Origin of the sequence: Rhizobium oryziradicis (assembly GCF_001939045.1) — a bacterium.
Taxonomy (GTDB): Bacteria; Pseudomonadota; Alphaproteobacteria; order Rhizobiales; family Rhizobiaceae; genus Allorhizobium; species Allorhizobium oryziradicis.
This window is the reverse complement of the sequence record NZ_MKIM01000019.1, coordinates 81,074-93,820: the sequence shown is the minus strand read 5'-3', so window position 1 is coordinate 93,820 and position 12,747 is coordinate 81,074. Positions and strand designations below refer to the sequence as shown.

Sequence of the window (12,747 nt, the reverse complement as noted above, 5' to 3'; positions counted from 1 at the left end):
ATGTTCCAGTTCTGGCCAAGTATTGTCAAACCTATTCTCGATGCGATGAATGCACGCCGCATCATCGAAATCGGCGCTGACCAAGGCCTCCACTCCCGCCATCTGGCGGCGTGGGCACACGCCAATGGCGCGCAGCTTGAGATCGTTGATCCCGAGCCAGCTTTTGATATAGAAATCTTGAGAACCCGGTTTCCGGAAGTGGTCGGGTTTCACGACTGCCCAAGTCTGGACGTATTGAAAGAGCTCGTGCCTGCCGACGTCGTTCTGCTCGACGGTGACCACAACTGGTATACTGTTTATCATGAGCTGATTGCTATCTATGGCGGCGATGGCTCGGTGGATGTTCAGGCACCAATTACCCTTTGCCACGATGTGGAATGGCCCTATGGCAGGCGTGATCTCTATTACAGCCCTGAACGCATTCCCCCGCAACACCGGCAGGAATACCGCATGGGCGGTCTTGTGCCTGAGGACCGGGGTCTTTCCCCCGCTGGGATGAACCAGCATCTCTATCATGCTGTCCAGGAGGGTGGTCCGCGCAACGGTGTCAGGACGGCTATCGAGGATTTTATAGCAAGAAGGTCCCAAGACTTCAGGGTTGTCTGGTTGCCAATGCTATTCGGTTTGGCGGTGATCGTACCGCGTGCGCGGCTGGTGAACGCACCAGCGCTTACGGCCGTTCTCGACAGCCTGGAGCTGAGCAGACCGCTGCGCAATCTGTGTAAAACGGTGGAACTACAGCGTGTGCGTGCCAACAGGCAGCAATTGCTCCCTGTTGGTATGGGACCACGGCCAGGGCAGGCGGCTCGCAGCTTTTCCAGTGTCCTGCCCGACGAAGTTCTGGTCTCGCTGCTGAAAGGCAGCCTCCGTTATCGCTACAAGGGGCGCTCCATGCTCCTCAACCCACTGGATATGGCCAATTATCTGACCTTGATCGAGCAGATGAAACCATCGGCGGTGATCGAGATCGGCAGCCTGGAAGGTGGCCGGACCGAGTGGCTGGCTGATACCATGGCAGCGTTGGGACTTGAGGCGCGGGTCATCAGTATTGATCTCATGCCCCGTGATCATCACGGTCGGTTCGGAATCGACGCGCGTGTCGGGGATGCGCGCCATCTCGCAAAAGTGTTGCCGCCCGAGGACATAAAATCCCTCGGACATCCGCTTCTGATCATCGAGGATTCGGCACACGACGAGGAAACCTGCACGGCAGTGCTTGAGTACTTCGATCCGCTTCTGGCAAAGGGCGATTATTTGATTGTCGAAGACGGCGCATTTCGCAGTGAAGGCGACATAAAGGCCAACTTGTCCACCCTGTCTCCACCGTCTCGGGCCATCGACGCTTTTCTGGCCGGGCGGTCCATCGATTACGAGATCGATGAGGCGCTTTGTGATCGCTTTGGTTACAACGCCACCTTCAATATCAATGGATGGTTACGGCGCCGATGACCGAACACCATGTACCCAACCAGCATGACACGTCCCCCGCTGCGGCCCAACGACCGCGCTTGATTAACGCGGCATTGATAGAGCAACTTCGCGAGACAGTCGGTTCCGTTACCCGTCCTTGGTGGCAGGGCGACGTGGTCAGTGAAAACGGACTGATCTACGGGGTCAATCTTGGCGGATCAAGACCGCCTCTCATATGGTGCTTTCAGGGTTACGGTGAGTTTTCCGCCCTTGCTGCTGCCTTAGGGCCAGATCAGCCTCTTTATGGCATGCGGTCGGGACATATGGTGGTAAAAAACACGCCGGAGAACCAGATCAATATGGCGGTAATGTTTGCGGAGGAACTCCATTCGCTGGGCCTCTCAGGCCCGTTGTTTATTGGCGGCAATTGTCAAGCTGCCATCCTGGCGCAAAAAATAGCGGAAATCTTCATGGCATCCGGCCAGCCTGTCTCATTGCTCATAGAGTTAAACCCGCTTTTTTTCACACCCTATGCTGGGCGGGCAGCTTTAATCTTCGGACGATACGATACGACCAACCCTCTCCACCGGCTTCACGATGCCGAAACGCTTCTGCGCGTCAACCTGCCGCATAGTACGTTCGATATACTTCCCTCCGAACATGGCAAATTGTTCAGTGGCAGAATCCTCAGCCTTTTGAGCGATCTTGTCCGGCGGCGCATGGATGAGGCATCCGCAGCCTATTCCGGTAGTTTTCCGATCTGGTCACTCCGCGCTGAGTACACGCTACCGTCGCGGATCACGATGACTGCCGGCTGCATTTGTGATATCCAGATCACCCTGCGCAACACCTCGGACGTAACGTGGGCACCGACCTATCAAAGTGGACTTTCGGTGGGAAATCATTGGCGCCGCCCAGACGGCAGCATGTTGCAATGGCTCGATGGCCAACAGCCTCTCAATCGGCCTCTCCAGCCGGGAGAGATGATAGATATCGTCCTACTCGCGCGTGCGCCAGACAGGGAGGGCGAATATATGCTGGAGGTTGATATGCAGCACGCCGGGATTGCATGGTTGAGCGAGCTGGGCGTCGAGCCCGGCAGGTGCAACGTCGACGTTTTACGCCCCAGCTGAGACCCGTTGACAGAGGTCTGTTTTCTGCGAGATGTCCTTGTTGAGATTTGCTCTTCGTGAAGGTCAATAAATACCTCTGAAGTATGTGCTGCCCGACAAGGACACTGATCTCGGACCGTCCTGTTGCAAATGTTGGTTCTGTTCGGCTGAATGCTGTTTTTTGTTTGGCCACAGCCGAACGCGCCTTGGACGCCGAAATGTTCCATAATGTATATTATGCATTTTGGGCGTGACAAACGGGTGATTCCATTTAGGAATGCGATAGTTTGCGCCCTTCTAGCTGGACAAGTTCAACGCTGGTAGGAACTGGTTTCCGAAGCCAATTCAGTTCGAGAGTTCCCCTCTCAAGCTGACCGATTGAAGGCGCATTCGCTCTCTACTTTTTTTATGTCAAGTCCAGTGCTGCGCATGCATAGCGACGAGCAGATTATCTTTACATCGAGCAATACGCCGCTCCGCTGCGGCGGCCATCTGGGTTTGCGCGACGAGATGAAAATCTGCGTGGGAGACAACTGGTGCCATGTGCAAAACGCAATGATTTCGAAGCAGGTGTCCCGGCGTTGCGCAACCAGAAGCTTTCGGGGCTTGCGTGCATTCGCCGAGAGGGTTTAAAAGGCCGCCTGAGCTATCAAGAAAGTTGGTTGCCTGTCCCCTCGCCCATGCAGGACAAACTATTGATATTTTAAGAAAGGCGCATGAAATGATGTCACTCCCCGCCATTATCGGCATTTCACTTGGTGTTGCAGGCGTGGTTGCATTCAGTCGAAAACCGCAGCCCTATAGCGCACTCAAAAAGATTGGAGTCTTCATTCTTGCGACAGTGGGGATGCTAGCAATCATGTTGGCGGTCAATTTTGCCATGTTCTACGCTAATCACCCTTGAGAGCGAGAGCGCGCGTGAGAAGCAAGCCCCAAATGCTGGTCTTTCCATAATCTGAAAGCGAGCATGGGTGTCCTTGGGGGGCTTTTGCGGCATACATTAGAAAGAAACGCTGATGGTTTTGGTGCCAACTTGTTTGAAAAGCCACTGGCAATAAATCATGACAAAAATAATTATGTTTGATCTTGGTCACCCAATTCGTTTGGTTGAGCTTACGTTTTTCAAAAGTTCAACAAGAGAGGCCCGACCCTATCGGGCCTCTTGGTCAAAGACCGATCACTTGGCCGGGCATGTCCATGTCAGATTGTGGAAATTATAATCCCAGCTCTGCATAGGCACAAATTTATAGCCAGAGATGCATTTGCTGAAGGCAACCTTCTGCACTTTCGTCAGCAAATTCACATCGGGTGCCTTGTCAGCAATGGCCTGCTGAATCTGCTTATAGATGGCGTTTTGCTTGGTTGCATCTGTGGTGGAGCGCGCCTCGTCGATCAATTTGTCCACCGCCGCATCCTGCAAACATTCCATTGAGGCCCATGTTCCGGCAGATTTGGAGTGATATTGCACATAGAAAACGCTATCCGGTGATGGATAGGTTGGGCCATAGAACACTTCCGTAGCGGCAGGCGTGGTTTCCGGCTTGGCCGCCAGTTCGGTGATGCGGTTCCAGGGTTCGGGCTTGATGTCCACATCCACGCCAATTTGCTGCAAATTGGATTGCATCAAAAGCGCAATATCCTCTTCAAACGACAAGCCCGCCACATAGGTCAGCGTCAGTTTGATCGGCTTGCCAGCGTATTTGGAAAGTGCAAGCTCGGCCTTGGCCTTTTCCAGATCAAATTCCGGGGCTTTCAGCGTATCAAGATAGGCATCCTTGAACACCGGAGCCAATGGTCCGGCCAAGGTGTCGCCGGTCATGATCTGCGTCTGGATGGTCTTGTAATCGGTGGCATATTGCAAGGCGCGGCGCACATGCACATCATCCGTGGGTGTGGCCTTGGTGTTGAGTTTGAGGTAAAAGCCGGTGGCTGTTGGCGTGGTTTGCACCACATAGCCGTCGGTTTTGGCCAGCGCATCATAGGTCTCATTGGCTTGTGTGGTCGAGGAAATGCCCAATTGGCCCGATGTGGCCAGCGCCTTGACGGTTGCTTCGTCTTTTGTCTGCACAAAGCGTACTTCATCAATCGGGTTGGTTGGCCAGCCCGCGTAATATTTCTCATAACGGCTGATGACCATTTCCGAGCCGCGCTGCCAGCTGGACAGCACATAAGGCCCCGCCCCCATAGACTTTTCGCCAACAACATCCTCACCCCATGGCTGCTTGGATGCAGCCTTGACCGCATCTTCATTGATCACCAGCAACAGCGGCGTGGTGGTCAGAAACGGCGCATAGACCTTGTTCAAGGTGATGGTGACAGTGTGAGTGTCGACGGCCTTCACATTGTCCGGGTTGATCAACGAGGCAAACAAATAGGCAGGCCCTTTGTTGATCGCCAGCAGGCGCTGGACGGTGTAGACCACATCCTTGGCCTCAACTGGCGAGCCATCCTGAAATGTTGCGTCCTTGCGCAGATGGAAGGTGTAGGTGAGATTATCGCCGGACACATCCCAGCTCTCGGCCAGTTCCGGGATGATCTTACCGGTGCTGTCCACCGTGGTCAGGCCATCGTAGAGATTCACGGCGGCAAGATATTGGGTGTAATCAGTGATCTTGGCCGGATCGATGGTGCCAAACACCTGCGTTACGTTCATCACGGTTGATGTTTTGGCCATTGCCACCTGTGGTGCAACAATGGCGGTTCCCATCGCCAAAGCGACGGCGAGGTGTTTTAAAGTCTGTGTTGCGTTCATCTCATTCCCCTTTTTTTGACTGTTCGCTGTATTTTAAAAGATCATGCAGAGAGCGGCTTTGCGTTGTCGCCGTAGCCAAAATAACCAGGCCCTGCGAGCGCCAGACCTTCAGGCGTATGCCATTGCGGATCGGCGGGTATGCCGGTGAATTCCACCATCAGGCCGTAACGCATCTGCTCGGTGGTCACGGGCAAGCCCATATCGGCATCCAGGGCGCAGATCAGATCGGGCGTCGCCCAGACGGTTTCACCATTCTCGCCTTCGGCCAGCAGAAACTCGTTTTGAAAATGCACGGCAAAACGCTGACCCGCAAACCGATCCACACCCCGCAGGGTGAGCTTGCCACGGGCAAAGCCACCGATCGTCTTTCGCTCCACATCCACCACCCGGCCGGTAAAAAGATGGGTGCCACCAAGCTTTTCGCGCAAAGCGTTCCCTGCATGGCGGGAGCGGGCGCGCTCGGACAGGATGGTCTCGCCGATGGTGCGGATCTGCGTCATCGTGCCATGCAACAGGGCCTGCTTCATCTGTTTTCCGCTCATCGCATAGGCGGCCACAAGGGCTGCACCGCCCATCTGGATGGTGACAGCGCGGGCCATTTTCTCGGTCCAGAGATTGGAAACGGCTGAGAACAGCGAGGAATTGCCCTTGTCATCAGCCAAAACCAGCGGGCTTGCGGCAATGCCATGCAGGGTAAAACTCACCATCTGCAATTCCGGAAAAGCGCGGCCCATGCCATCGCCATCCACCAGCGGCAGGCCCGTGACGGCAGCCACCATATAGGGAATGGTGGAGTTCAGCCCGCCAGCCTCGACGCAGAGAATAGCGCCGGCCTTGCGGCCCAAAAACTGCTCCAACTCATGCAGGGCTTTCAGCACTTCGGCACCGGATGGCAGTTTTTCCAACATCACGGTGGGTGCGCCCATCATGAAAACGGAAATGCACAGCGTATCGTCATCCACCTCGTCGGCCCGTACAACCTTCACCGGCCCATGCTCACGCAGGGCCGCTTGCGCCATCAGTTTGCCGATATAGGGATCGCCACCACCGCCTGTGCCAAGATAGGCACCGCCCAAGGCAATGGCCTCCAGATCGTGTTCCTGAACCATCGTTGCCATGATCACGATCCTTTCATCGGGGTGTAAACAACACCATCCAACCCGAAAGCTTTGGGGCCAACCACATCCAGCGCTTCGCGTGAGCGCAGCAGCCCATGGCACGGTAGGGCCACGATGGCGACGCGCTGGCCGTAGCGCAGCATTTCGGTGGTGATGGCCTCGCCGCTATCGACATCCAGCACCAGGATCAGATCCGGCACGCAGCATTCCATCTCGCCATCATGGAAGAACACCAGATTTTCATTCTGGATCAGCACCGACCCCGTTTCGCCATGGTGGGCATCAATACCGACGAGCTGCACTTCGCCGCGCACAAAACCGCCGCGCAAATGGCGCTTCAAATCGCTGATCTTCCCGGTGAACAGCTTTTTTCCGTTCTCCTTTTTGCAGATCGCTTCAATCGGGTCGTCATGGTTTTTCTGCGCTTGCCGCACCGCCTGTCCAAGGCTGACGGCCTGGGTGTAGGAATTGGGAATGCCGAATTGCTTGACGAAAGCCCCAGTCATGGGTGCCGAGGCGAGCGTTGATGCCCCCCCTTGCGCCACCACGCAGGCCCGCGCCATGCGCTCGTGCCAAAGCTCTGAGACCGCATGTTGAAACAGCACAACATTGCCATGCACATCACACATCGCCGATGGCGTGGAGCTATGGCCGTAGATGGAAAACGTCGTCATCTGCATTTCCGGAAAGGCCCGGCCCATGCCATCGCAATCGATCACCGGCAAGCCGGTGAGAGCGGCCACGACCAACGGCTCCATGGAATTGGACCCACCGATTTCTTCACAGGCAATCGCATCAACCGTGACATCGAGATGCGCTTCCAAAGCCCGGATGCAGCGCAGGCCCTCGCGCCCTTCGCGCAATCGCTCAACGCCCACCACCGGCGCACCAATGCCACCGACGGAAACGCAGAGCGCATCATCATGGATTTTCTGGTGCGGCAAAACCGACAGCGTATAGCCCTCATCCAGCAATTGCCGCGCTCGCAGCTTGCCGATATAGGGATTGCCGCCGCCGCCTGTGCCCAGAATGCCCGCGCCGATTTCCAGCGAAAGCAGATCGTCATGGTCAAAAATCCAGAGATCTTTCGGATCAAAATAATCTTTGGGGGAGATGATCGGGCTCATGCCTGGCCCCCCATTTCGCCCACGACTTTCACGTGGATGCGGGTGGCATTGCCGGGCAAATAAGCCAAAGGCACATCCTCACGTTCAATCACCTGAATGGTGGTGGGATCAGCGCCTGCTGCAACGGCGTTTTTTGTCGCTTCTTCTTCGGCCTGTTTCAGGCATAGCTCGCGGGTCAGGCCGTTTTCAAGCGCAAAGACCCGGTCCACTTCGCCGGAAATCTGGGCAATGGCCGCACCCACAGCATTGGCAACCGAGAAGTTTTCGGGCCGGATGATCTTAAAATCTCCCAGCTTATCCGGCATCAGAATGGAGCCGCCGCCAACGGCAATCACCGGGATTGGTTCGGGCGAAACACGGCTGCGCTCAATGGCATTTTCCAGCATCTGGTGGATACGCGTCAGCGCTGCCTTGGCAAGCGAGGGCGAAACATCGGTAACCTTACTCTTGTCGCCCACATCGGCGTGGCCTGCGGCCACCGCAATATCGGTGGCAGTCAGCGTTGCACCACCAAACACCTTGGCCTCAGACGTAATGCGATAGCCCACCGATTGCGGACCAACGGTCACACTCTCAGCATCGCCACGCACCAGCGAGCCACCGCCCAGACCGATGGAAAACACATCCGGCATACGGAAATTGGTGCGCACGCCGCCGACATCCACCACCGTTGCGGCCTGACGCGGAAAGCCCAGATGCAGCGCCCCGACATCCGAAGTCGTGCCGCCGATATCAACAACAATGGCTTCCTGCACGCCGGTGAGGAAAGCCGCACCGCGCATGGAATTGGTGGGGCCGGAGGCGAAGGTCAGAACCGGGAAATCCTTCACCGTTTCCGCCGCCATCAGCGTGCCATCGTTCTGGGTGATGTGGAAGGGGCAGGTCAGGCCTGCGCTTTTCAGGGCTTCGCCAAATGCACGCACGGTTTTATAGGCCAGCTCCAACAGGCTGGCGTTCATGATGGCCGCACTCTCGCGCTCCAGCAACCCGATGCGGCCGATGTCAGTGGACATCACCACCGGCAGGCCGGGGCAATGTTCCTGCAAAATCGCTTTGGTGCGATGTTCCATGGCGGCATTGATTGGGCCGAACACGCAGGTGACGGCTGCGGCCTTGAGGTTGTTGGCGCGGATTTCTCCGGCGATGCGCTTGATCTCATCTTCATCCAGCGGCGAAAGCTCGCGTCCGTCAAATTCATAGCCGCCGCGCACCATATAGCCGTGCTTGCCGACCACGGGTTTCAAATCTTCCGGCCAATCGATGGCAGGCGGCAGGCATGCGGTGGCGGGCAGGCCGAGGCGGATGGCGGCCACCGGGGTCATATGCTTGCGCTCAATCACCGCATTGGTGAAATGGGTGGTACCGATCATCACATTGGTCACTAGGCTGCGGTCAATGCCTGCTGCCTTGATGGCCCCTTCCATGGCCTCGACCACGCCTGTGGTGACATCCTCGGAGGTTGGAGCCTTGATACCGGACAGAACCTTGCCGCCCTGCATGACCACGGCATCCGTATTGGTGCCGCCCACATCTATTCCCAATCGGTACACGGGTATTTTCCTTTCAACAACGGGTCACTGGCTGGTGCTTTGCACCAGAAAACGGCCTCGTTCCTCTTCGCTAATGGTGGGTTTCAACGCCTCTTGCGCATCGGTCAAAACCGGAATGGCGGCAATCAGGGCGCGGGTGTAGGGATGGCGAGCCGTTGCAAACACCTCGGTGGGTGTGCCCTGCTCCACAATCTCTCCCTTGTACATAATGACAATGCGCGAGCAGAAATTGCGCATCAGCGACAGATCATGCGAGATGATCACATAGGTCAGGCCGAGCTTTGCGCGCAGGTCCAACAGCAGATCAATCACTGTTTTCTGCACCGAGACATCCAGCGCCGAGGTCGGCTCATCCAGAATGATAATCTGCGGATTGGCCGCCAAGGCGCGGGCAATCGCTACGCGCTGCTTTTGGCCGCCGGACAGTTCATGCGGATATTTGGAGACGAAACTGGCGGGCAGGCGCACGAGGTCCAAAAGTTCGACCATTCGTGAATTACGTTGCTCCTTATCAAGACCCACATGGGCCAAGGGAACAGCCAAAATCTGCGCCACCGTGCGCTTGGGGTTCAGCGATGTGCCGGGATTTTGGTAGACAATCTGGCTGAGGCGCAAAGCGCCATCGCGTGGCGTACCGCGCACAACAATCTCGCCCTCGCTCGGCTGCAACAGGTTCATCATCATTCGCGCCAGCGTGGTTTTGCCAGAGCCGCTTTCTCCAGCTAGGCCGAAAATCTCGCCTTCATTGACCTGAAGATTTATGTTGTTGACCGCCAGATGGCCTCGTTTCTGCCCAAACAGCGCCCGCTTGGCATAGAGTTTGCGCACATTGCTCAAGGTGATGATCGGAGCCTTGTCGCTGACCGGCTGATCAACCACGCCTTCGCCATAGAGCGGCGGCACTGCCGCCATGAGTTCCCGCGTATAGGCCTGTTGCGGAGCTTGAAACACGGATTTCAACGCCCCCTGCTCGACAATGCGACCGTGCTGCATCACAATCACCCGGTCCGCCGTCTGGCGCACCACGCCAAGATTGTGGGTGATCATCAGCAATGACAGACCTTCTTCCATCACCAATCGATTGATCAGCCGCAGAATTTCATCCTGCGTTGTCACATCCAGCGCCGTACCCGGCTCATCGGCAATCAGCAGATCGGGCTGGTGCAGAAGCGCCAGCGCAATCAACACCCTTTGGCGCATGCCACCCGACAGCTCGAACGGCCAGGCGTTGAACACCCGCTCAACATCGCCAAGCTGCACCTTGCGCAAAACCTCGAAAATTCGCTGTTTTCGGCCCTTTGGCGTATCATAAATGCCCTGATTACGATCGGCATAATGCATCACGTCTTCCAGATGCCGACCAATGCGAAACACCGGATTGAAGGAGGACAGCGGGTCCTGCATGATGATGGAAAAGGCAGTGCCTTTCAGTTTGTTGCGCTCACCCTTTGGAAGTGTCAGCAATTGCCGTCCGCGATAGGCAATTGCGCCGGTCTCCACCTTGGCATTGCTCGGCAAAGTGCCAAGAATGGCCTTGGAGGTGACGGATTTGCCCGATCCCGTCTCGCCAATCAGCGCGACCCGCTCTCCGGCCTCAATCGAAAAGGAAACCTCGTGCAATACCCGGTTCACCCGGCCATAGCCGGAGAAAGCAACGGTCAAATCCTGCACGCTCAGCAAGGGGTCAGCCATGGTCACGCCTCCACATCGAACATGTCGCGCAGACCATCGCCCAGCAGGTTAAAGCCAAGGGTGGCGTAGAAAATCGCACCACCCGGAGCCAGCACTTCCCACCATTTTTCTGGCAGAAACTGACGGCCATCGGCCACCATCGAGCCTAGGTCCGGCGTTGGCGGCTTTACCCCAAAACCGAGGAAAGACAGCGTTGCGCCAAACAGGATGACAAAGGCCGCATCCAGCGTGGTCTTGACCGAAATAACAGCAATGCAATTGGGCAGAATTTCCCGAAACAGGATATGGATCGGGCCAGCGCCCGCCAAACGCGCCGCCTCGATAAAATCTTCTCCGGCTATGGACACCGTGACCCGGTAGACAAGCCGTGCATGCCAGGTCCACCACAAAAGCGTAATCGCAATCATGGCATTGATCAGGTTAGGCTCCAGCACATTGCCAATTGCCAGCGCCATCACCAGCGGCGGAATGGCCAGCATGATATTGGTAAATCCCGTGATCAACCTCTCGGTCCAGCCACCGAAATAACCCGCGCACAGGCCCATCACCGCGCCGATGGGAACAGAGATGCCCAGCACGCCAAACACCAGCAGCAACGAGACCCGAAAGCCAAAAATGGTGCGGGTAAACAGATCGCGCCCCACTTTATCGGTTCCGAACCAGTTGGTGAGATTTGGCGGATTGTGGCGATGGCGAAAATCGACAATGGAGCCGATATGGCTGGGAAAGGGCGTGATCAGCGGTGCAAGGATCGCCATGACCACCACTGAGAGCACAATCAGCGCCCCGATCAAAGCGGCAGGATTGCGAGAAAAACGATACCAGCTCATGTAACCGGCTGAGAGGTCGCGCTTGTTCATCATCGAATTGGGGCTCATCATTGGCCTCCCCGAAAACGCAGACGCGGATCAATCAGGCTGATGACGAGATCGATGACCAGATTGGCGAGAATGAAAAACAGGCCGGAGATCAACACCACCGCCATCAAGGCATTGAGGTCTTTTTGCAGGATGGCGTTAAGACCGTAAGAGGCAAAACCGCCCCAGCCAAACACCATTTCCACCACAAAGGCATTGCCAATCAGCGAGGCAAATTCCAGCCCCATGATGGTCAGCGGCGCGACCGATGACAGTTTGAGCAGATAGCGAAACGTCACCACATAATCAGGCACGCCGAAACTCAGCAGCGTCAGCACATGGTCCTTGCGCTGATTTTCAATCATCGCCGAGCGCATGATGCGGGTGATCTGGCCAATGCCCGCCATGGCCAGCGCTAGTGCAGGAAAAAGCAGATGTTGCAGGGCATCGGTGAACACATCAAGCCGACCATGGATCAGACTATCAACCAGCAGAAAGCCGGTTGGGCCAGCGGGAGCGTGAAGATCAAAATTCACCTGCCCCAACAAAGGCCAGCCCGGCAGAAAATTGGCGGCAAACAATTGCAGGCCAATGGCAAACAGAAAGGACGGAACCGTCACACCCACCATGGAAAACAGCCGCCCGAGATTATCAATCCAGGTGTTGCGATGGCGTGCGGTGATGACGCCCAGCGGAATGGCAATCAGCAGGTCAAGAAGCACCGTGACCGCCACAAGCTCCAGCGTGGCGGGAAGAAAATCGCGGATGTCCTGAGTGACTTGCCGATGGGATGAAAGCGATTGGCCGAGATCACCCTGCAGGGCGTTGGTGATATAGCGGCCATATTGCACGATCACCGGCTGATCGAGACCCATTTCGCGGGCGAGCGCCGTGACCTGTTCCTGCGATGCAGATGGCCCCAGCGCCATTCGGGCTGGATCACCCGGCACCACACGCGCCAGCGCGAAAATCATCAAAGACAGCACGAACAGCACCATGACAACGGAAAACACCCGCCTCACGATCTGTTCGACAACATGCAACACCATCCCGTTATTCCCCTTTTCTTGCTCCATGGTGAGCGCGTGAGGAGACGAGATCAATGCGAGGAAAGGATAGGTTTTTATAA

Annotated in this window: 10 protein-coding genes; 3 read left to right on the top strand and 7 right to left on the bottom strand. The window is 56.3% G+C overall.

The genetic code is table 11. From position 1 onward, the window contains the following. The 3 genes from BJF95_RS23605 (at window position 1) to BJF95_RS01600 (ending at window position 3,426) form a co-directional block, all read left to right on the top strand. Window positions 1-1,449: a CmcI family methyltransferase gene (locus BJF95_RS23605; RefSeq protein WP_083638645.1), complete on the top strand. Its 1,449-nt coding sequence runs from the start codon at window positions 1-3 to the stop codon at window positions 1,447-1,449. Further along, a complete protein-coding gene (locus BJF95_RS01610) occupies window positions 1,446-2,543 on the top strand; it encodes a hypothetical protein (protein WP_075637696.1) in 1,098 nt (365 codons plus the stop codon). The genes BJF95_RS23605 and BJF95_RS01610 overlap by 4 nt, the downstream gene beginning before the upstream one ends. A 700-nt stretch (window positions 2,544-3,243) precedes the next feature. After that, on the top strand, window positions 3,244-3,426 hold the full coding sequence (locus BJF95_RS01600) for a hypothetical protein (protein ID WP_075637694.1): 183 nt from the start codon (window positions 3,244-3,246) through the stop codon (window positions 3,424-3,426). 273 nt (window positions 3,427-3,699) lie between these two features. Here BJF95_RS01600 and BJF95_RS01595 read toward each other — a convergent pair whose 3' ends face one another. Genes BJF95_RS01595 through BJF95_RS01565 form a run of 7 tightly spaced genes read right to left on the bottom strand, consistent with a single transcriptional unit; the run spans window position 3,700 to window position 12,667 of the window. After that, window positions 3,700-5,274, bottom strand: coding sequence for an ABC transporter substrate-binding protein (locus BJF95_RS01595; protein WP_075637693.1), 1,575 nt, complete (start codon window positions 5,272-5,274; stop codon window positions 3,700-3,702). A 41-nt stretch (window positions 5,275-5,315) separates the two neighbouring features. After that, window positions 5,316-6,392 carry an S-methyl thiohydantoin desulfurase family protein gene (locus tag BJF95_RS01590; RefSeq protein WP_075637692.1) on the bottom strand — a complete coding sequence of 359 codons (1,077 nt, stop codon included), beginning with the start codon at window positions 6,390-6,392 and terminating at the stop codon, window positions 5,316-5,318. A 2-nt stretch (window positions 6,393-6,394) separates the two neighbouring features. Beyond that, a complete protein-coding gene (locus BJF95_RS01585) occupies window positions 6,395-7,519 on the bottom strand; it encodes an S-methyl thiohydantoin desulfurase family protein (RefSeq protein ID WP_139317362.1) in 1,125 nt (374 codons plus the stop codon). After that, entirely contained in the window at window positions 7,516-9,069 is a 1,554-nt protein-coding gene (locus BJF95_RS01580; protein ID WP_075637691.1) for a hydantoinase/oxoprolinase N-terminal domain-containing protein, read from the bottom strand. The genes BJF95_RS01585 and BJF95_RS01580 overlap by 4 nt, the downstream gene beginning before the upstream one ends. A gap of 24 nt (window positions 9,070-9,093) precedes the next feature. After that, a complete protein-coding gene (locus BJF95_RS01575) occupies window positions 9,094-10,761 on the bottom strand; it encodes a nickel ABC transporter ATP-binding protein NikE (RefSeq protein ID WP_075637690.1) in 1,668 nt (555 codons plus the stop codon). 2 nt (window positions 10,762-10,763) lie between these two features. Next, a complete protein-coding gene (locus BJF95_RS01570) occupies window positions 10,764-11,639 on the bottom strand; it encodes an ABC transporter permease (protein ID WP_075637689.1) in 876 nt (291 codons plus the stop codon). Continuing rightward, entirely contained in the window at window positions 11,639-12,667 is a 1,029-nt protein-coding gene (locus BJF95_RS01565) for an ABC transporter permease (RefSeq protein WP_075637688.1), read from the bottom strand. The genes BJF95_RS01570 and BJF95_RS01565 overlap by 1 nt, the downstream gene beginning before the upstream one ends. Window positions 12,668-12,747 lie beyond the last annotated feature (80 nt).

What these genes read in the sequence shown, in the direction of transcription:
- BJF95_RS01595 (WP_075637693.1), bottom strand. Translation starts at nt 5,274, where the DNA reads ATGAACGCAACACAGACTTTAAAACACCTCGCCGTCGCTTTGGCGATG.
- BJF95_RS01600 (WP_075637694.1), top strand. Translation starts at nt 3,244, where the DNA reads ATGATGTCACTCCCCGCCATTATCGGCATTTCACTTGGTGTTGCAGGC.
- BJF95_RS01585 (WP_139317362.1), bottom strand. Translation starts at nt 7,519, where the DNA reads ATGAGCCCGATCATCTCCCCCAAAGATTATTTTGATCCGAAAGATCTC.
- BJF95_RS23605 (WP_083638645.1), top strand. Translation starts at nt 1, where the DNA reads ATGTTCCAGTTCTGGCCAAGTATTGTCAAACCTATTCTCGATGCGATG.
- BJF95_RS01565 (WP_075637688.1), bottom strand. Translation starts at nt 12,667, where the DNA reads ATGGTGTTGCATGTTGTCGAACAGATCGTGAGGCGGGTGTTTTCCGTT.
- BJF95_RS01610 (WP_075637696.1), top strand. Translation starts at nt 1,446, where the DNA reads ATGACCGAACACCATGTACCCAACCAGCATGACACGTCCCCCGCTGCG.
- BJF95_RS01590 (WP_075637692.1), bottom strand. Translation starts at nt 6,392, where the DNA reads ATGGCAACGATGGTTCAGGAACACGATCTGGAGGCCATTGCCTTGGGC.
- BJF95_RS01575 (WP_075637690.1), bottom strand. Translation starts at nt 10,761, where the DNA reads ATGGCTGACCCCTTGCTGAGCGTGCAGGATTTGACCGTTGCTTTCTCC.
- BJF95_RS01570 (WP_075637689.1), bottom strand. Translation starts at nt 11,639, where the DNA reads ATGAGCCCCAATTCGATGATGAACAAGCGCGACCTCTCAGCCGGTTAC.